At 55.1% G+C, this 19411-nt stretch carries 16 protein-coding genes; 9 read left to right on the top strand and 7 right to left on the bottom strand.

What is annotated here, in order from left to right; all coding sequences use genetic code 11:
- Positions 1–4: 4 nt before the first annotated feature.
- From Q354_RS0121890 to Q354_RS0121875, 4 genes are all read left to right on the top strand, one after another.
- A complete protein-coding gene (locus Q354_RS0121890; RefSeq protein WP_027859479.1) occupies positions 5–310 on the top strand; it encodes a LapA family protein in 306 nt (101 codons plus the stop codon).
- Entirely contained in the window at positions 300–1496 is a 1197-nt protein-coding gene (lapB, locus tag Q354_RS0121885) for a lipopolysaccharide assembly protein LapB (RefSeq protein WP_036231171.1), read from the top strand. Before Q354_RS0121890 ends, lapB begins: the two co-directional genes overlap by 11 nt.
- A 21-nt stretch (positions 1497–1517) precedes the next feature.
- Positions 1518–2228, top strand: coding sequence for an orotidine-5'-phosphate decarboxylase (gene pyrF / locus Q354_RS0121880; protein WP_027859477.1), 711 nt, complete (start codon positions 1518–1520; stop codon positions 2226–2228).
- A gap of 83 nt (positions 2229–2311) precedes the next feature.
- Positions 2312–2599: a ComEA family DNA-binding protein gene (locus Q354_RS0121875; RefSeq protein ID WP_084332714.1), complete on the top strand. Its 288-nt coding sequence runs from the start codon at positions 2312–2314 to the stop codon at positions 2597–2599.
- Between the two features lie 65 nt (positions 2600–2664).
- On the opposite strand, the gene Q354_RS0121870 is transcribed toward Q354_RS0121875, so the two are convergent.
- The 7 genes from Q354_RS0121870 to Q354_RS0121840 form a co-directional block, all read right to left on the bottom strand.
- Positions 2665–3567, bottom strand: coding sequence for an ROK family protein (locus tag Q354_RS0121870; RefSeq protein ID WP_027859475.1), 903 nt, complete (start codon positions 3565–3567; stop codon positions 2665–2667).
- 39 nt (positions 3568–3606) lie between these two features.
- Positions 3607–4500, bottom strand: coding sequence for an AEC family transporter (locus Q354_RS0121865; RefSeq protein WP_027859474.1), 894 nt, complete (start codon positions 4498–4500; stop codon positions 3607–3609).
- 18 nt (positions 4501–4518) lie between these two features.
- A complete protein-coding gene (locus Q354_RS0121860) occupies positions 4519–5007 on the bottom strand; it encodes a universal stress protein (protein ID WP_027859473.1) in 489 nt (162 codons plus the stop codon).
- 27 nt (positions 5008–5034) lie between these two features.
- A complete protein-coding gene (locus Q354_RS26850) occupies positions 5035–7908 on the bottom strand; it encodes an FAD-binding and (Fe-S)-binding domain-containing protein (protein ID WP_036231168.1) in 2874 nt (957 codons plus the stop codon).
- Between the two features lie 137 nt (positions 7909–8045).
- The gene (locus tag Q354_RS0121850) at positions 8046–9431 is read right to left on the bottom strand and encodes a TRAP transporter large permease (protein ID WP_027859472.1); all 1386 of its coding nucleotides are present in this window, start codon (positions 9429–9431) and stop codon (positions 8046–8048) included.
- Complete coding sequence (locus Q354_RS0121845) at positions 9431–9958, bottom strand: TRAP transporter small permease subunit (RefSeq protein ID WP_027859471.1); 528 nt, start codon at positions 9956–9958, stop codon at positions 9431–9433. Before Q354_RS0121845 ends, Q354_RS0121850 begins: the two co-directional genes overlap by 1 nt.
- A 150-nt stretch (positions 9959–10108) precedes the next feature.
- Positions 10109–11179, bottom strand: coding sequence for a TRAP transporter substrate-binding protein (locus Q354_RS0121840; protein WP_036231165.1), 1071 nt, complete (start codon positions 11177–11179; stop codon positions 10109–10111).
- A 398-nt stretch (positions 11180–11577) separates the two neighbouring features.
- Between Q354_RS0121840 and pdhR the strand changes: the two genes are divergently transcribed.
- The 5 genes from pdhR (at position 11578) to Q354_RS0121815 (ending at position 19325) form a co-directional block, all read left to right on the top strand.
- Positions 11578–12345 carry a pyruvate dehydrogenase complex transcriptional repressor PdhR gene (gene pdhR, locus Q354_RS0121835; protein WP_027859469.1) on the top strand — a complete coding sequence of 256 codons (768 nt, stop codon included), beginning with the start codon at positions 11578–11580 and terminating at the stop codon, positions 12343–12345.
- A gap of 225 nt (positions 12346–12570) precedes the next feature.
- Positions 12571–15228: a pyruvate dehydrogenase (acetyl-transferring), homodimeric type gene (gene aceE, locus Q354_RS0121830; RefSeq protein ID WP_027859468.1), complete on the top strand. Its 2658-nt coding sequence runs from the start codon at positions 12571–12573 to the stop codon at positions 15226–15228.
- 48 nt (positions 15229–15276) lie between these two features.
- Positions 15277–17250, top strand: coding sequence for a pyruvate dehydrogenase complex dihydrolipoyllysine-residue acetyltransferase (gene aceF / locus Q354_RS0121825; protein ID WP_027859467.1), 1974 nt, complete (start codon positions 15277–15279; stop codon positions 17248–17250).
- 187 nt (positions 17251–17437) lie between these two features.
- On the top strand, positions 17438–18163 hold the full coding sequence (locus Q354_RS0121820) for a UTRA domain-containing protein (RefSeq protein ID WP_027859466.1): 726 nt from the start codon (positions 17438–17440) through the stop codon (positions 18161–18163).
- 145 nt (positions 18164–18308) lie between these two features.
- Complete coding sequence (locus Q354_RS0121815; protein WP_027859465.1) at positions 18309–19325, top strand: putative 2-aminoethylphosphonate ABC transporter substrate-binding protein; 1017 nt, start codon at positions 18309–18311, stop codon at positions 19323–19325.
- The last annotated feature ends 86 nt before the right edge of the window (positions 19326–19411 follow it).

Here is a 19411-nt window from a genome sequence, read left to right as displayed (position 1 = left end):
TGCAGTGCGTTGGCTTAAAACATTACTAGTAGGTGTACTTTGTATTGTCGTTGTATTTATCGGTATGCAGTTTACTTTTCACAATACCGATAAAGTTGCGATTGATCTGGTCTTTATGCAATTGCCGGAGATGAGCCTCTCCCTGTGGCTGATTGCGGCGTTTGGCATGGGTGGTTTATTAGGTGTTGCCCTGAGTGTCGGCACTGTTGTTTTGCTGCGTACCCGCCTGGGTTCAGTTCGTCGTCGTATGACAACGGCACAGAAGGAGCTTGATCAGCTGCGCACAGCTGCTCTGAAAGATGCTGCCTGAGGTACAAAACTACCTGTTGATCATTCCACTATTCCTGGCTGTTGCTGCCGGATGGTGGTTAGGGAGGCGTGACCAGCGCAGGAAACAGCTCGCTGTCCGCCCCCGTACTGATATGAGCCGGGAATATTTCGCCGGACTCGACTACCTTCTTAACGAGCGCACCGATGAAGCGATAGAGAGCTTTATTCGTGCGCTGGAAGTTAATTCCGATACCATCCCCGCACACCTTGCGCTTGCCAAGCTTTTCCGGCGTAAGGGCGATGTCGATCGTGCTATCCAGATACACCAGAACTTGCTGGCCCGCCCGGATCTTAAGCGAAGTGAGTTTCTGAGGGTTCAGATGGCACTGGCACGTGATTACGATGCCGTTGGTCTGTTGGACCGGGCTGAAAACCTGTTGCTGGAACTGCTGAAGCAGTCTTTGCCGAAAGATACCGCAGAAAATGCCCGTAAGCTGCTGATCCGTATTTATGAAAAGGAAGGCGAATGGCAGCAGGCGTTGGATACGGCGGTGCAGATGTCGGCCGAGGAACGCAAATCGCTGAAAGGCTCACTGGCCCACTATTGCTGCGAACTGTCAGAGGTTGCGCGGGCAAATGGAGATCTGGCGGAGGCACGGCGCTGTCTTAAGCAGGCTGATGGATTCGACAACAGTGTCTTCAGGGTCGCACTGCTAAAGGCTAAGATTGCGATAGGCCAGTCGCAGTGGCGTCAGGCAATCCGCTATCTGAAGCAGGGAATAGAGCGTGAACCGGTCTTTATCTCCGAAGCCGTTCCGCTGCTCAAAGAGTGCTATCAGGCATTGGGAAATAGTGCAGAGCTGGTAAACTATCTGCGTCAATGTATGACTGAAACAGCGTCAACCACGGTGATGCTGGCGCTGGCAGAGGATCTGGCTGAAGAGCGCGGCCCCTATGTCGCCGGAAGCTATATCACCGAAGAGTTGAAAAAACGGCCTTCGGTAAAAGGGTTTAACCGGCTGATCGATCTGCATATTAATTACGGCGCCGAAAGTGCAAGGGACAGTCTGCGGGTACTGCGCGGCCTGACCGGTCAGCTGGAGTATTCCAAGCCTGTCTATCGCTGCCATCAATGCGGCTACTCCGGAAAACTGCTGCACTGGCATTGCCCCTCTTGTCGCAGGTGGGGCACGACCAAACCGATCCAAGGCCTTGAAGGCGAATAGAAACTAACTGAGAGAGAATAGATGAGCCAGGACCCGAAACCTGTAATTGTTGCACTGGACTACCCGAACCAAAGCGAAGCGCTGGCGATGGCCGATCGGCTTGATCCGCAGCGCTGCCGGGTAAAAGTGGGCAAGGAGTTGTTTACACGTTGTGGCCCGTCTATTGTCGAAGCACTGCATCAGCGTGGCTTCGAGGTTTTCCTGGACCTTAAATTCCATGATATCCCCAATACCACGGCCAAGGCTGTCCGGGCTGCGGCCGAGATGGGAGTCTGGATGGTCAATGTGCATGCCTCCGGTGGCCGTCGTATGATGGAAGCTGCGCGTAAAGAGCTGGCGCAGGTGGAGGATTGTAAGACCTTGCTGATCGCCGTAACGGTGCTGACCAGCATGGAACAGTCCGACCTGGCTGAAATGGGACTGGATATCGAGCCGATGGAGCAGGTGAAGCGTCTGGCAAAACTGACCGAGTCCAGCGGCCTGGATGGGATTGTCTGCTCGGCCCAGGAGGCGGTGGAATTACGCAAGATCGTCAGTGCCGACTTCAAGCTGGTTACTCCGGGTATCCGTCCTTCCGATGCTGAGGCGGGTGATCAGAAGCGTATCGTGACGCCGTCACAGGCGCTGCATGATGGCAGCGACTACTTGGTGATCGGACGCCCGATCACTAAGGCGGAGTCGCCGGTTGAGGCACTGAAGTCAATCGAAGCCGAGATCGCGCCTTTTATCTGATTGGCAGCAGGCCGGATCTCTGGTAAATCTAAAAACCGCTCAAGGACTTGAGCGGTTTTTTTAATTCTAAAAGGAGTTACCCTATGTCTCTGAAATCACTGATAACCGGGGTTTTGGCTACGACCGCGATACTGTTTTCCGCCGGCCTGATGGCTGAACCGGTCAACATCAACACGGCTTCGGCAGAGGAACTGGCTGCAAACCTGTCCGGAATCGGTATGGGTAAAGCGGCGGCGATTGTGGAGTACCGCAACCAGCATGGCGACTTTAGCACTGTTGAAGCCTTGACGGACGTGAAGGGTATTGGCAAAGCGACACTGGAGAAAAACCGCCATCAGATCTTACTGCAGGCAGAGGATAAGGCAGGATAGTTACTCTTCAGGCCGTGACCTGGGTGACGGCCTTTTTATCTGGAGATTGTTCTGTATCTGCCGCTTCAGCCGGCTGGCCTTAACCAGGCCGCTCCCCTGACGCCGCTGCTATCGCCGTATTTAGCCCGGCGCAAAGCCGTTGTTACGCTGTCAGAGAAGACGTAGCGCTCCCACCTTTGGGGAACCTCGCTATAAAGTCGTTTCACGTTGGAAAGCCCCCCTCCCAGCACGATCACTTCCGGATCAAGAATATTGATCACTGACGCCAGTGAGCGGGCCAGCTGGTCGATATAGCGCCCGGTCGCTTGTGCTGCCTCAGGATCTCCCTGATCAGCCAGTTGCCAGATCTGTTCGGACATCAGGGGTGTACCTGTCTGCTGCTGAAACTGCTGAGCAAAGCCGGGCCCGGAAAGATAGGTCTCTATACAACCCTGTTTACCGCAATAGCAGGGCCTTGCAGCCGGATCAGCCGGATCTGGCCAGGGCAGGGGATTGTGGCCCCACTCGCCACAGATCGCATTGGGGCCTGACAGCAGCTTGCCCTGAATGACGATGCCGCCCCCCACCCCGGTACCGAGAATCACGCCAAACACGCTCGCAGTACCTGCCGCAGCACCGTCGGTTGCTTCCGACAGGGCAAAGCAGTCAGCATCATTTGCCAGCACAACGGGGCGTTGTATCAGGGCGCTGACATCCTGGTCCAGTCGCTGACCAATCAGGCAGACCGAGTTGGCGTTTTTGATCAGGCCGCTGGCTGGCGATATCGCACCGGGAATCGCGATGCCAATCTGCGGACAGGTGTGACCGGTGTGGTGTTCGGCTTGACCAATAAGCGCGGCAATGGCCGCAACAGTGGCGGGATAGTTGCCCTGAGGGGTTGGGGCGCGCTGCCTGAAAAGCAGCTCTCCCCGGGGGGACAGCGCCTGAATTTCAATCTTGGTGCCGCCAAGATCGATGCCAATCTGCATAGGCGTCCTGAAGGTCAAAGCTTCGGGACCTGAAAGTCCCTAGAGAATAAATGCCAGTGTGGCAGGAATGATAATCAGGCTTCCCATATTACCCAACAGTACGATGGAGGCAACCTGCTGAGGTTCCTGGTTATAGCGTTCTGCGACCATGTAATTCAGGACCGCCGGTGGCAGGGCGCCGAACAGGATCAGGTAGGCCAGATGCTGTGGTTCCAGCTGCAGTACCTGCTGGATTGCCAGTACCATAATCAGGCCGCTCAGCGGGCAGAGGACGGCGCCCAGCATACCGCTGCGCCAGTTAGAAAGGTCGACACTGAGCATGCGTACGCCGAGGGCAAACAGCATCAGCGGGATGGCGATTTCACCCAGCATATCGATAAAGGTCTGTAAGGCCGGATACAGCTCGAGTCCCAGGCCGCTCCAGACCAGTCCGGCAATCGTCGCGAGGATCATTGGCATGCGCAGTATATGCCAGGGATTGGTGCGGTGATCCAGCATGTAGATGCCAAGGGTGAAGTGCAGCAGATTTTCCACCAGGAACAGTACCACCGCCGCCGGCAGGGCCTGTTCACCAAAGGCCAGTACGGCCAGCGGCAGGCCGAGGTTGCCGCTGTTACTGAACATCATCGGCGGCAGGAACGTTTTCGGGTGGATGCCGATCAGCCGGCAAAGGGGCAGCAGTAACAGGCCGGAACCGATAACCACCGCCACTCCGGCCAGTGCCAGTTCCTGATAGGCCATCAGGTCGAAGGACTTGGCTGACAGCACTGAGAAAATCAGGGCGGGCGTAAACACGTCCATATTCAGCTGGTTGGGCACTGCCATATTGGGATGCAGTTTACGTCCGTAGAAATACCCCACCGCCACGATGGCGACCAGTGGAAACACGGTCATGAAAATACGTTCGATCAGTGACAGTGAGGTTGCGTCCATGCTCAGATTCCGGAACGGTTAGCTGTATTGTTTGCCAGTCGGTACCACAAGTACCGGAATTTCGGCATTCCTGGTCACCTGCTGGGTGGTATGGCTGTGATGACCAAAGGTGTTTTCCTGGCCCATCACAATCAGATCCGCGTTTATATCACGGGCCTGCTGCAGAATGGTATCAACATGGTTACCTTCGACCACCAGATGCTCTACATCCAGCTTGACCTCAGACGGCAGGCTGTCCAGCTCTTCGGCACAGAAGTCAGCCACGCGCTGCTGCATCTGGCTACGAATCGTTTCAATGCCTTCGTCGTGTATTTTATCAACCAGATCTTGTGGCAAGTAGTTCTGAATCAGTGCCTGGCCCATTTCACCCATTGGCTCTACCACATGCAGCATCAGAATGCGGGCATTGAACTGGGTGGCCATATTAACCGCCTGGCGGAAGACCGGGCGGGTGTGCTTACCCAATGATGTGGTATAGAGGATGGTTTTGATCCGCGGAAGTGCCATCGTTACATCTCCTCGTGGTTTACCGTATCAGAGCGACTGGCTCTGGATACGGCGGTTTTCCTCAGTAGAGGCTGTGTTGTTTAGTTTCGCCTGAGTCACCCGGTCGATCAGATAGACAATCGAGCGATAGTCGATACCGCTGTAATGGCTGAGTCCGATCTCGCAGGTACGGCTGGTGGAGTAACCACTGCTGCAGCCTGATACCGAGTCCTTCAGCGTGCGCAGGGCTGAAGCATTCAGCTCCGGGGTGCTGAAACCTTTGTCCCCGGCGAAACCGCAACAGGTGATCTGATCCGGAATCACGACCTGGGTTGAACAGGCTTCGGCGATTCGCTTCAGTTTCTCCGCCTGGCCCATGCGGGTGGCGCTGCAGGTAATATGCAGGGCAACCGGTTCGCTGATCGGGGTGAAGATTAGCCGATCGAGCAGGAACTGGTCGATGAACTCGATGCTGTCATAAATCTTAAGGTTATCATCCAGTTTCTCACGCAGGCGCAGCGAGCAGGGGCTGGTATCGGAATAGATCGGATATTCGCCATTGTTGCTGGCGCGCTGCAGGGCTTCGCCGGTTTCCAGGGCTTTCATGTCGGCCGCTTCAAACATGCCCTTAGACTGAAATGGCATACCGCAACACAGCTTATCCAGCTGCTCCGGATAGATCACTTCATAGCCGGCCTTACGCAGCAACGCCACGGTTTTCTCGGCCAGCGGGGTCTGTTCACTGTCACCGCGCGCCGGTCCCATACTGCGGCAGGCACAGCTTGGCAGGTACACGACCCTGGGCGCTTCGGGGTTTGATATCCGTGCGCTGGTATCGATCTTTGGTGCCGCTGTCGGCATGGTCGGCAGCCACTGCTGCACGGCTCCCCCAGTCACCTTACGGGCAAGACCGGTCACCTTGCTCATCGCTTTAGTGCCGATGGCGGCGTGGGCCAGGTCGGCGCCTTTGAAGGCGATTTTGCTGACCCTGGTGACCCCTTCATAGTGATTAGCCAGCCAGTTGGCCAGTTTGGTGTGGTTCTCATTGTTGCGGCTGCGGATAGAGCGGGTCAGGTCACCGGTATTGATCCCGACCGGGCAGGTCGTCGAGCAGAGGCCGCAGGCAGCACAGGTATCGGTCCCCTGATACTGGTATTCGGTGCGTAACTCCTGCAGTCGCTGCGGGTCTTCTCCGGAGGCTTCCAGGCGGGCGATCTCACGCCAGATGACGATGCGCTGGCGCGGACTCAGGGTCAGTGCGCGGGACGGGCAGGTGGGTTCGCAGAAGCCACACTCGATGCACTTATCAACTAGCGGGTCGGCCGCCGGCAGCGGCTTGAGGTTCTCGACGTGTACCCGGCTGTTGCGGTTGAGGACGACACCGGGGTTGAGGATCTGTTGCGGGTCGAGCAGCTCTTTCAGTTCCCACATCAGGGCGTAGGCATCCTTACCCCACTCCATCTCCACATAAGGGGCCATGTTGCGGCCGGTACCGTGCTCCGCTTTCAGCGAACCGTCGTATTTGCCAACCACCATTTTGCCGACATCATCCATCAGGCCCTCATAGCGGTCGATCTCTTCCTGGGTATCGAATGCCTGGGTAAAGACGAAGTGCAGGTTGCCTTCCAGGGCGTGGCCGAAGATCAGGGCTTCATCGTAATGCCACTTCTCAAAGATATGGTGCAGGTCCTGTACCGCATCCGCCAGCTGTTCTACCGGGAATGCGACATCTTCGATGATCACCGTGGTGCCGGTCAGGCGCACGGCGCCTACGGCCGGGAACAGGCCTTTGCGGATCGCCCAGTACTTGGCGTACTCGGCCGGGTCCGTGGTGAAATAGACCGGCTGGCTGGTTTCCAGGTGCGCGATCGAGGTTTTGATTTCGCTGATCTGCTGTTCCAGTGCCGCGGGATCTGCGGAGCGGGTTTCGACCAGCAGCGCAGCTGCATCTTCTGGCAGGCCCTTGATAAAGTCCGGCATCCCCTCTTTGTTCTCGATCGAGCGCAGGCCGGCCCGGTCGATCATCTCCACCGCAGAAACCGGAGTCGGTTTCAGCAAGGCGACCGCTTCGCAGGTGGTGCGCACGGTGTTGAAGAAGATCAGTGCCGAGGCTTTGTTGGGATGCTCGTCAACGGTGTTGTAGGTGATCTGCGAGATAAATCCCAGCGTGCCTTCAGAGCCGATCATCAGGTGCTGCAGTATATCGATCGGATCTTCGTAGTCGACCAGCGAGTTGATGGCGTAACCGGTGGTGTTTTTCAGGCGATACTTGTGCCTGATGCGCTGGTGCAGCTTGTCGTTGCCACGGGTCTGCTTACCCAGACTGTCGAGGGCATCCAGCAGGCCTTTATGGCTTTGGCGGAACGCGGTCACAGAAGCCTGATCGCCGGTATCCAGCAGCGTGCCGTCAGCCAGAACCAGACGCATGCTCTTCAGGGTGCGGTAGCTGTTTTGCGCGGTACCACAGCACATGCCGCTGGCGTTATTGGCAGCGATTCCGCCGATCATCGCAGCATTGATCGACGCCGGGTCGGGACCGATCTTTTTGTTAAAGGGCGCCAGATATTTGTTGGCGTGACCACCAATCACACCGGGCTGCAGGCTGATCTCTGTCGCGTCGTCGCTGATCGTATAACCTTTCCAGCCGTCGCCCAGCTGGATCAGGATAGAGTCGGTGATGGCCTGGCCGGACAGGCTGGTGCCTGCCGCGCGGAAGGTCACGGCGATACCGGCCTCGGCGGCTTGGGTGACGACCTGCTGCACTTCCTGCTCGCTCTCCACACGCACTACGATTTGTGGAATCAGTCGGTAAAAACTGGCATCGGTTCCATAGGCCAGTGTTCTCAGTGGATCGCTGATCAGGCGCTTTTCGGGAATAAATTCCCGTAGCTGATCGAGAAGTTCCCGATAGCTCTGTTTCATAGTCCAGGTAACCTCACCAAAATATCTGCTATAGCAGCTGTAATAATTATGGATAAAGGAGGGCAGCGCGAAAGGCACTTTGGCCCCTATGGCAATGCGCCGCCCTCCTGGCCTGCTGGGTCTGCAGGCTTAGGATCTTAGCTGTAGGCGATTGCCGGCAGCCAGAGTACGAGCTGCGGCCAGAACACCAGAATCAGTAGCCCGCCCAGCTGGAGAAGGATGAATGGGATCACCCCCTTGTAGATATCACTCAGTTTAACGTTTGGCGGGCAGACCCCTTTCAGGTAGAACAGGGCAAAGCCGACCGGTGGTGTCAGGAAGGATGTCTGCAATGCCATGGCAACCAGCATCACGAACCACACCAGCTCAGGATTATCCACCACCCCGTAGCCATCGATGCCCAGGCCCAGCGCCGAAATAACCGGTGCCAGCAGCGGTAGGATGATCAGGGTGATCTCGATCCAGTCCAGGAAGAAACCGAGTAGGAAAATCACTGCCAGGATAAAGAAGATAATGCCGTAAGGACCAAATGGCAGGCCGGTCAGGAACGACTCGATCAGCTCATCACCGCCCAACTCACGCAGTACCAGAGCGAAACAGGTGGCACCGATAAAGATCGCAAAGATGTAAGCGGTGGTGTTCATGGTACCGCCAACCACCTCTTTTACGACCTTGAAGTTAAGCTTCCTGTTGTAGGCTGCCAGCAGGGTCGCACCGAATGCGCCGACGCCGGAGGCTTCAGTCGGTGTGGCAATACCGGCGAAGATAGAACCCAGCACTACAAAGATCAGCAGCAGCGTTGGTGTTACCGCTTTCATCACGTTCAGGAACACGCCCAGGGTGATCGGCTTGGCATCCGATGGAATTGGTGCTGCGTCAGGCTTGAAGAAGCCAACCGCCAGAATGTAGATGATGTACATCGCACCCAGCATCAGGCCCGGAATAACCGCACCCATAAACAGGTCGCCCACGGACAGGCCCAGCTGGTCAGCCATGATCACCAGCATGATGCTTGGTGGGATCAGGATGCCCAGTGTACCGGCAGAGGCGATGGTGCCCAAGGCCAGCGGCATGGCATAGCCCTGCTTGGTCATGGAAGGCAGGGACATAACGGCCAGCAGTACGACCGACGCCCCGATGATGCCGGTGGATGCGGCCAGGATAATACCGATTGCGGTAACAGTAATCGCCAGACCCCCGCGCACACGACCAAACAGCTCCTGCATGGACTGCATCAGACGCTCCGCTACACCGGACTTATCCAGCATGATGCCCATAAATATGAACATCGGTAGCGCCACAAGAATCCAGTTGTCCATGATCTTGTAGAGGCGGTTTACCACCAGGCCGAGAGTCAGGTAATCAAGACCGGTAATAGTGTCGAAGTAGGTGTCAGCCAGGTAGCCGATACCGGCAAAGATTACGCCAATACCACCCAGCACCCAGGCAACAGGGATACCGGTAAACAGCAGTGCGATGAACGACAGGAACATCGCAATAACAAGAATCTCATTAATCTCCATCAGTTTTCACCTTTCACCAGCAGAGTCAGATCACGGATTAGGCGGGATACAACCGCCAGGCCAAGCAGAGCGAAGGTCACTGGAATGGTGCCTTTGATCAGCCAGCGCCAGGGAAGGCCTGATGGGGCCGAAGAATGTTCATTGATGCGCCATGAGTCGGCGACGAAATCGATGCTGTGCAGGAACACAACAAGAATAAAAGGAAGTACCAGTGTCAGGATGCCGATCACCTCCACCCAGCGTTTAGTGCGGGCGCGGAGGCGGGAATAGAACAGGTCAACGCGGATGTGGCTGTTGGTTGTCTGGGCATACGAAAGGCCAAACATTACGCCAATAGCGTACAGGTGCCACTGCAGCTCTTCCAGAGCAATAAGACCACTGGAAAAACCCTTTCGCAGAATAACCTGGAGCATAATTACCAGTACGAGCAATACGTACACCCAAGCGACGCTCATGCCGATGCGCTGGATAAAGCGATCGATCGCGTCAGCCAGTGGTACTGGCGGAAGTTTGTCTTGTTGATTCACAGGAGGCCCAACCTCTTACTCAGGACAGTCGTTATAGTTATAGATGATCAGGGTAGATACCGGCGCACGGTATTGGGGTATTCCGGCCTGCGGTATTACAGAACAGGCGAGCTGACCGGGCTCGCCTGTTGTTTCAAGCCTCAGGCTTGATTAGCGCTGCGCGCGTGGCAGGAAGGCATTGGCTTCCCACAGGTCGTAACCTTCGCGGAAAGTGCTCATGTCATCCCATACTTTCTTGAAGAACGGATCAGCTGCAGTCTTCTCTGCAACCACTTCACCCCATTTGGATTCGAAGGTCTTCAGCATAGTTTCGTTCCAGTAGCGGATCTCTACACCGTTATCCTTGGCTTTGGCCATCACGTCGAACTGCATTGCCTCACCCTCGGCGATTGCATTCGTCATGGATGCCTTACAGGTCGTCTCAACCAGGGCTTTCTGACCTTTGCTCATTTTGCCCCAGGTGTCTTTGTTCACCAGAAGCTCAAAGACAGTTGCCTGCTGGTGCCAGCCAGGGAAGTAGTTGTATTTGGCGATCTTGTGCAGACCCAGGCGCTGGTCGATTGCAGGCTGAGAGAATTCGGTTGCGTCGATCGCGCCTTTCTCCAGGGCTCCGAAGATTTCACCGCCTGGCAGCTGAACTGTGCCGACACCCAGTTTTTCCATAACGGAAGCACCCAGGCCGAAGAAACGCATGTTCAGGCCTTTCAGGTCTTCAGGCTTCTCGATCGGTTTGGAGAACCAGCCGGATGTTTCCGGAGAGATGATGGCGCAAGGCAGGACTTTTACGTTGTAGCCGGCATTGTCGTACATCTCCTGATACAGGTTCATGCCGTTGCCGTAGTACAGCCATGCCATGTATTCGCCTGCTTCAGGGCCGAAAGGTACGGCTGAGAACAGAGCGGCTGCAGGCATCTTGCCCTGCCAGTAACCGGCAGTCGAGTAACCGGAGTTCACTTTACCGGAAGATACAGCATCAAGAATTTCGGGAGGGCTAACCAGCTTACCCGGCTCGTAGATTTTCATCCGTACTTTGCCGTCGCTGACCAGCTTAAGCTGTTCGGAAACCCATTTAATCGGTGTGCCGAGTGCTGGCAGGTGAGAACCGAAAGCGATTGGGGTTTTCAACAGCAGCTTATCAGCCGCCTGAGCCGGGGCGCTTACACCAGCAACAGCAGCAGAAATTACAGCAGCAGAGATCATGGACTTAGCGAACTTTTTCATGACACATCCTCATGGCGATTCATTTTTGTTATTACTACGGCACTTAGCAGTCTGAGAATTTATTGCGGGGTTTTACTCAGTCAGACATCCTTGTGTTAAGATTGGTAATACCAATTTACCAGCCGCGAACTAAGACTGTATTTTTTTTGAGCAGGACTTGTCAACAGGTTTTTGTTCTTTTTCCGGTGCCCGCTATTTTCGCGGAATTTGCTTAAACTTTGATTGCAAATCAAACCGGGTTTAAGGTATTTAAAAATGGTAAAACCAATTTGTTATCTGCTTTTATTCCGTTATCAGTAAAGACCCTGTAGTTATAAGGTGCAAATTCGGAATTGATGAAACGGTGTATCCCGCCGTAACATATTGGTCATACCAATAAGTTTGTGGAGAGTTTTTGTATGGCGTATCAAAGGGTTAGGCAGCCCAAAATTTCCGATGTGATCATGGAGCAGTTAGAAGCCATGATCCTGGAGGGGACATTGAAGCCTGGTCAGAAGCTGCCCCCTGAGCGTGAGATGGCGAAGCAGTTTGAAGTTTCGCGGCCTTCACTGCGTGAGGCGGTACAGAAACTGACTGCAAAAGGGCTGCTGATCAGCCGGCAGGGCGGCGGCACTTATGTGTCTGAAGATCTGGGCGGCTCGTTTTCCGATCCATTACTGGAATTGTTCAAGACCCATCCTGAGGCCCAGTATGACCTGCTGGAGTTCCGTCATGCGCTGGAGGGCGTTTCGGCTTACTACGCTGCGCTGCGAAGCACGCCTGCGGACAAGGAATTGATCCGTCAGCGTTATGCGGATCTGGAGCGGTTCCACGAAAACAAAGAATTCGATAAGGAAGTGTACGCAGATGTGGACTTTCACCTGCAGATTGCCGAGTCCACCCACAATCTGGTGCTGCTGCATATGATGCGGGCCCTGTTCAGCCTGCTGCGTCAGCATATCTGGGATAACCTGCAGAACATCTATCCTAAAGCCGACTACCGGGAAAAGATCCATCAGCAGCACGCGCTGCTGATGAACGCTATTCTGGAAGGCGATCCGGAAAAGGCCCGCATGGCTGCACACGACCATCTGGCCTATGTTGAAGATGCGTTGCTGGAAGGTGAGCGGGAAAACTCACGCCAGGAAAGGGCGTTGCGCAGGGCCAATATCAACATAGATCCATAGCCCTGTATAAAAACTACAAAAAAACCTGCTGTATAGAAAATAGTCTGCTTTTTGTAGTCGAAAAGGCGCTTTTGTAGATTCCGGCATCATTTTTCTGTAGTATTACTACATATATAATTAACAGCACCAGATGATAACTATATTGTTGCGGCGCAGCATGGAGTCGGGCCTGCAGACAAACTAAGTCTGGATAAACTGCGTTAACCTGAGAGTGGAGAAGGCATAGTGCAAGACTTTATTGAAGATATTGATCCGATTGAAACGCAGGAATGGCTGGATGCACTGGAATCTGTCGCCAAAAGTGAAGGCGATGATCGTGCAAGCTACATTCTGCGTAAACTCGGTGAAAAAGCGGCAGAACTGGGCGCTGGTACCACCACCAGCCTGAACACCCCGTATCGCAACACCATCGCGCCGAGGGATGAAGCGCGTATGCCGGGTGACCTGTTCATGGAACGTCGTATCCGTTCTTTCATCCGTTGGAATGCGATGGCGATGGTTATGCGCGCCAATGACAACGATGAAGGCCTGGGCGGACATATATCTTCGTTCTCCTCCTCCGCGACTCTGTACGATATCGGTTTCAACTACTTCTTCCGTGGTAACGAAGGCGATCAGGATGCCGATATGGTGTTCTTCCAGGGCCATATTGCCCCGGGTATTTACTCCCGCGCCTATCTGGAAGGTCGTCTGACAGAAGAACAGATGGACAACTTCCGCCGCGAAGTAGACGGCAACGGCCTGTCTTCCTACCCACATCCATGGCTGATGCCTGACTTCTGGCAGTTCCCGACCGTATCCATGGGTCTGGGCCCGATCCAGGCGATCTACCAGGCGCATGTGATGCGTTACCTGTCAGCGCGTAGCCTGATCAACCGTGGTGACCGTAAAGTTTGGGCATTCCTCGGTGATGGTGAGTGTGATGAGCCGGAATCCCTGGGCGCGATCGCCCTGGCTGGTCGTGAGCAGCTGGAAAACCTGGTCTTCGTGATCAACTGTAACCTGCAGCGTCTGGATGGTCCGGTACGTGGTAACGGCAAGATCGTACAGGAACTGGAAGGCGTCTTCCGCGGTGCCGGCTGGAATGTAGTGAAGTGCCTTTGGGGCCGTCACTGGGATCCGCTGTTTGAGAAAGATGATAAAGGCCTGCTGCAGAAGCGCATGGACGAAGTCTGTGACGGCGAACTGCAGAACTATAAGGCTAACGGCGGCGCTTATACCCGCGAACATTTCTTCGGCAAGTATCCTGAGCTGCTGGAAATGGTTAAGGACATGTCCGATGACGAGATCATGAACCTGAACCGCGGTGGCCACGATCCGTACAAGGTATTCGCTGCTTACCAGCAGGCGATGGACCACAAGGGTCAGCCAACCGTTATCCTGGCGCAGACTGTTAAGGGCTACGGTACCGGTAAGTCCGGCGAAGCGAAGAACGACACCCATTCCATGAAGAAAGTCGCGATCGACGATCTGAAGGATTTCCGTGATCGTTTCAACATCCCGCTGTCTGATGATCAGCTGAAGGACGTGCCTTACTACCGTCCGGCTCCGGACTCTCCGGAAATGAAGTACATGCTGGATCGTCGTCAGAAACTGGGCGGTTTCTACCCGGTACGTCGCACCGAATTTGAAAAGCTGGAAATCCCGGCACTGGAAACGTTTGCCAACAACCTGAAAGAGAGTGGCAAGCGTGAGCTGTCCACTCAGATGTCCCTTAACCGAGTGCTGAGCACCCTGGTTAAGGACAAGAACATGGGTGAGCGTGTGGTACCGATTGTGCCGGACGAAGCGCGTACTTTCGGTATGGAAGGAATGTTCCGTCAGTTGGGAATTTACACCTCTGAAGGCCAGCGCTACGTGCCGCACGATGCTGACCAGATCATGTTCTACAAAGAGTCCAAGACCGGTCAGATTCTGGAAGAGGGCATCAACGAAGCGGGTGCAATGTCTGCGTGGATCGCTGCGGCGACCTCCTACGCGAACAACAACTGCACCATGGTGCCGTTCTACATCTACTACTCCATGTTTGGTTTCCAGCGCATCATGGACCTGGCCTGGGCGGCGGGTGATATGCAGGCGCGCGGCTTCCTGATCGGTGCGACTTCCGGTCGTACTACGCTGAACGGCGAAGGCCTGCAGCACCAGGATGGTCACAGCCACCTGATGGCGCAGATGATCCCGAACTGTGTCTCCTACGATCCGACCTACGGCTATGAGCTGACCGTGATTGTGCAGGATGGTCTGAAGCGTATGTATGAAGACCAGGAGAACAAGTTCTACTACATCACTACGCTGAACGAAAACTACGCTCACCCAGCGATGCCGGTTGGTGCCGAAGAGGGCATCATCAAAGGTATGTACCTGCTGGAAGAGGGCAAAGACGCAGAGAAGAAAGTACAGCTGTTCGGCTGTGGTTCTATCCTGCGCGAAGTTCGCGAAGCCGCAACTATCCTGCGTGAAGAGTTCGGCATCGAGGCAGACGTATGGAGCACTACCTCCATCAACGAACTGCGTCGCGATGCCCAGTCCGCTTATCGCTGGAACATGCTGCATCCTGAAGAAGAGCCGCGTACCTCTTTCCTGGAAGACTGCCTGAAAGACCGCAAAGGCCCTGTAATCGCCTCCACCGACTACATGCGCCTGTATGCAGACCAGCTGCGTGAATACATCCCGCGCAACTACAAGGTACTGGGTACTGATGGTTTCGGTCGCTCCGATACCCGCAACAAACTGCGTGAGTTCTTCGAGGTTAACCGCTACTACGTTGTCGTGGCGGCACTGAAATCACTGCAGGAAGAAGGTCAGGTATCGACTGCTGACGTTGCTAAAGCTATGCAGAAGTTCAACATCAATCCGGAAAAACCGGCACCCTGGACAGTTTAAGACTGCCCCTGAACTTCGAATCAGCTTATTAAGGTAGAGGATAGAAACGTGAGCAATATCACAATTAATGTTCCTGATATCGGCGGCGCTACAGACGTAGATATCGTTGAAGTTTGTGTGGCGGTCGGTGATGTGATTGCCGAAGGCGATTCCCTGATCGTACTGGAAACAGATAAGGCGTCCATGGAAGTACCGGCGGATCGTGCCGGTGTGATCGCCAAAATCATGGTTAACGAAGGCGACACCATCAATGAAGGTGAAGCAATCGTTGAAGTCACGGCTGAAGATGTCGCCGCCGCAGCGACTGCGCCGGCTGCCGAGCCTGCACCTGCTGCCGCTCCTGCACCTGTTGCTGAAGCCCCAGCTGCCGCGCCAGCGGCGGCCCCGGCTGCGTCTGCAGTAGAAGAAGTGACGGTGCCTGACCTGTCCGGTTCCAGCGATGTTGATGTGGTTGAAGTACTGGTTAAAGCGGGCGATGTGATCGCTGAAGGCGACAGCCTGCTGGTACTGGAGACCGACAAGGCGTCTATGGAAGTACCTGCACCTAAGGCCGGTACGGTTAAAGAAGTGATCATGGGCGAAGGCGGCACCTGTAATGAAGGTGACCTGATCCTGACCCTGGAAGTTGCAGGTGCCGCACCGGCCGCAGCGCCGGTTGCAGAAGCTGCACCCGCACCTGCGGCAGAAGCTCCTGTCGTTGCCCCGGTTGCCGCGCCGGTAGCGGGCGGTGTCGAAGATGTGCTGGTACCGGACCTGTCCGGTGCCACTGACGTTGATGTGATCGAAGTGCTGGTAAAGGCCGGCGATGAAGTCAACGAAGGCGACAGCCTGATTGCACTGGAAACGGACAAGGCTTCTATGGAAGTACCTGCGCCTAAATCCGGTGTTGTTAAAGACGTTAAGATCAGTGAAGGCAGTACCTGTAACGAAGGTGACCTGATCCTGGTGCTGGAAGTTAAAGGTGCGGCTCCGGCAGCGGCACCTGTAGCAGCGGCACCCGCTCCGGCAGCAGCAGCTCCGGCACCGGCCAAGGCGGCTGCACCTGCAGCAGCTCCGGCGAAGGCCGCGCCAGCGACTGACCTGGCAGCGCTGGATAAGAAGAACCGCAATGTTCACGCAGGTCCTGCGGTACGCGCAGTGGCCCGCGAATTCGGTGTCGATCTGTCACTGGTTGCGGGTACCGGCCGTAAAGGCCGTATCCTGAAGGAAGACGTTCAGGCGTATGTGAAATCAGCGCTGAAGAAACTGGCCGAGCAGCCTAAACAGGCGGCCGTGACAGGTGGTTCCGGTATCCCGGCGATCCCTGAAGTGGATTTCAGCAAGTTCGGTGAAGTTGAAGTCGAGAAGCTGAGCAAGATCGCGAAGGTTACCCGCGACAACATGGCACGCTGCTGGCTGAATATCCCGCACGTGACTCAGTTCGATGAAGCGGATATCACAGAGCTGGAAGCTTTCCGTAAGTCGATGAAGGACGAAGCGGCTAAGGCGGGCGTTCGACTGACGCCACTGCCATTTATGATCAAGGCGGTTGCTAAGGCGCTGGTGGCGAATCCGAAGTTCAATGCTTCCCTGCATGCTGATGGCGAGCACATCGTTTACAAGAAGTATGTAAACATCGGAATCGCGGTTGATACCCCGAATGGCCTGATGGTGCCTGTGATTAAGGATGCTGATAAGAAAGGCATCTACGAGCTGTCGAACGAAGTGATCGAGCTGGCAGGCAAGGCGAAGGACCGTAAGCTGAAGCCAAACGAGATGCAGGGCGCCTGCTTCACCATCTCCAGCCTGGGCGGTATCGGTGGTACTGGTTTCACGCCGATCGTTAACGCGCCGGAAGTCGGTATCCTGGGTATCTCTAAAGCAGATATCAAGCCGCGCTGGAACGGTAAAGAGTTCGAGCCGCGCAATATGCTGCCACTGTGCCTTTCCTACGATCACCGTGCCATCAATGGCGGTGATGCCGGTCGCTTCCTGACCTACGTAAACGCACTGCTGAGCGATATCCGTCGCCTGATGCTGTAAAAGTTTCCAATCCCTTGGCTCAGAGTCCTTCGGGGCTCTTCTTTTTTCCGGGGGCAGAGCTTAGCAACGGCGGTCAGATTATATCTGATCGCCGTTTTTTTATGCCTGACGGGCGGGTTCACAAAAGTGTAGTGATTTTGCTGTAATAAAGGCCAGTTGGTTCTGAGGTTGAGTGGGAGAATAGTTGATGGCGGTAAAGAAGCCGGTAACCTCGTTACAGGTAGTCGAATATCTGCGGCAGAGGATAGAGAGTGGAGAGTGGAAGCCGGACGATAAACTACCATCGGAACGCACCATAAGTGAAACGATTCATACCAGCCGTGTTACCACCCGGGAGGCGCTGAAGCAGCTCGAAGCGGAAGGTAAGATCTATCGTTCTAACCGGCGCGGCTGGTTCGTGACACCCGAGCGGATTCGCTATAACCCGGCCCGTGTCAGCTATTTTATGGAGTATGTCGCGGAACAAGGCTTCGAGCCGTTTAGCCGGCAACTGAGTAAGACCCTCTGTGCGGCGGGTGGCAGGCTGGCGGCCCGCATGTCGGTTGATGCTGATGAAGAGCTACTGCAGATCGAACGGTTGCGTGGTGTTGATGGCAGACCGGTCTACTTTGAACAGATCTACCTGCGCCCGTCGCAGTTACCTGGTCTGGCCGAGAAGGATCTGGAACATTCGGTCAGCGCGGTGTTACGCCAGCAGTATGGGCGTGAATACGATCAGGTTGAACTCGATATTTCGGTGGCTTCCCTCAGTGCAGAACAGGCCGAGCTGTTGCAGGCTCCGGCAGGCTATACCTGTCTGGTGATCCAGCGCCTGACCCGGGACCAGTATGGTACGGTGATTGAGTACGATCGCGAGTTCTGGCGTCATGATGCCCTGCAGATGAATCTGTTACTGGGCGCCGGTGCTGCATAGTCCGATCAAGCCGCCCGGTCAGGGAAAGGGCGGTTGTAAAACAACGGTTAACTTTCTGTCATCTCACTGTCATCGGGACTCTCTAATCTAAGCTTTAATTCTGGTGTATACCAGATGAACTTAAATCAGGAGTCTGACGGTGAAGATGAAATCCATTATTCGTGCTCTGTCTGTTGCAGGTGCTGTTGTAGTCGCTGCGAATGCTCAGGCTGCGACTGAGCTGACGGTTTATACCGCTGTAGAAGCTGAAGACCTGAAGCGTTACGCCAAAGAATTCAACAAGCAGTATCCGGATATCAAGATTAAATGGGTCCGCGATTCTACCGGTATCGTGACTGCCAAGCTTCTGGCCGAGAAAGCCAATCCTCAGGCGGACGTTGTCTGGGGCCTGGCCGCGACCTCTCTGCTGGTGCTGAAGGGTGAAGACCTGCTGCAGCCATATGCACCTGAAGGGCTGGATAAGCTGTCAGCTAAATTCCGTGACTCAGATGCCGTGCCTTCTTGGGTCGGCATGGACGCCTGGATTGCCTCTATCTGCTTCAACACTGTCGAAGCGAAAAAGCACAACCTGAGTAAGCCGGCCTCATGGCAGGATCTGACTAAGCCCGAATATAAGGGCCATATCATCATGCCGAACCCGAACTCTTCAGGTACAGGCTTCCTGGATGTTTCCTCCTGGCTGCAGATCTATGGCGAAGACAAGGGCTGGAGCTTTATGGACGGCCTGCATAACAATATTGCCCGCTATACTCACTCCGGCTCCAAGCCTTGTAAACTGGCGGCGTCCGGTGAAACGGCGATCGGTGTCTCCTTTGCCTTCCGTGGCGCTAAGCTGAAAACCAAAGGTGCACCTCTGGACCTGGTATTCCCGAGCGAAGGTCTGGGCTGGGATATGGAAGCGGCTGCGATCATCAAGGGTACCGATAAGCTCGATGCGGCGCAGAAGCTGATGGACTTCGTCGCTTCCAAGCCTGCCAACACGTTGTATAACAAGGGCTATGCCGTAGTAGCCATGCCGGGCATTGCCAAGCCGGTTAAGCACTTCCCGGAAAATCCTGAAGCCCTGATGATCGACAACAACTTTGAATGGGCTGCCCAGAATCGCATGGCGATCCTTAAAGAGTGGCAGAACCGCTACGACAGCAAGTCCGATCCTAAATAACGACGACTGCTTACCCTGCAACAACTGACGGAGGGCAGCGGCTGCCCTCTGTTTTGTTTCTGCAACACTTCTGCGGCAGTATCAAT

The sequence above is a fragment of the Marinobacterium jannaschii DSM 6295 genome (genome assembly GCF_000620085.1).
Taxonomy (GTDB): Bacteria; Pseudomonadota; Gammaproteobacteria; order Pseudomonadales; family Balneatricaceae; genus Pontibacterium; species Pontibacterium jannaschii.
The sequence above is the reverse complement of the archived record's forward strand: the minus strand, read 5'-3'. Positions and strand labels throughout refer to the sequence as shown.

Bases quoted from the DNA above. Each gene is read 5' to 3' on its own strand.
- pdhR (WP_027859469.1), top strand. From the start codon at position 11,578: ATGGCGTATCAAAGGGTTAGGCAGCCCAAAATTTCCGATGTGATCATG.
- lapB (WP_036231171.1), top strand. From the start codon at position 300: ATGCTGCCTGAGGTACAAAACTACCTGTTGATCATTCCACTATTCCTG.
- Q354_RS0121865 (WP_027859474.1), bottom strand. From the start codon at position 4,500: ATGGACGCAACCTCACTGTCACTGATCGAACGTATTTTCATGACCGTG.
- Q354_RS0121850 (WP_027859472.1), bottom strand. From the start codon at position 9,431: ATGGAGATTAATGAGATTCTTGTTATTGCGATGTTCCTGTCGTTCATC.
- Q354_RS26850 (WP_036231168.1), bottom strand. From the start codon at position 7,908: ATGAAACAGAGCTATCGGGAACTTCTCGATCAGCTACGGGAATTTATT.
- Q354_RS0121875 (WP_084332714.1), top strand. From the start codon at position 2,312: ATGTCTCTGAAATCACTGATAACCGGGGTTTTGGCTACGACCGCGATA.
- Q354_RS0121815 (WP_027859465.1), top strand. From the start codon at position 18,309: ATGAAATCCATTATTCGTGCTCTGTCTGTTGCAGGTGCTGTTGTAGTC.
- Q354_RS0121860 (WP_027859473.1), bottom strand. From the start codon at position 5,007: ATGGCACTTCCGCGGATCAAAACCATCCTCTATACCACATCATTGGGT.
- pyrF (WP_027859477.1), top strand. From the start codon at position 1,518: ATGAGCCAGGACCCGAAACCTGTAATTGTTGCACTGGACTACCCGAAC.
- Q354_RS0121820 (WP_027859466.1), top strand. From the start codon at position 17,438: ATGGCGGTAAAGAAGCCGGTAACCTCGTTACAGGTAGTCGAATATCTG.
- Q354_RS0121870 (WP_027859475.1), bottom strand. From the start codon at position 3,567: ATGCAGATTGGCATCGATCTTGGCGGCACCAAGATTGAAATTCAGGCG.
- Q354_RS0121840 (WP_036231165.1), bottom strand. From the start codon at position 11,179: ATGAAAAAGTTCGCTAAGTCCATGATCTCTGCTGCTGTAATTTCTGCT.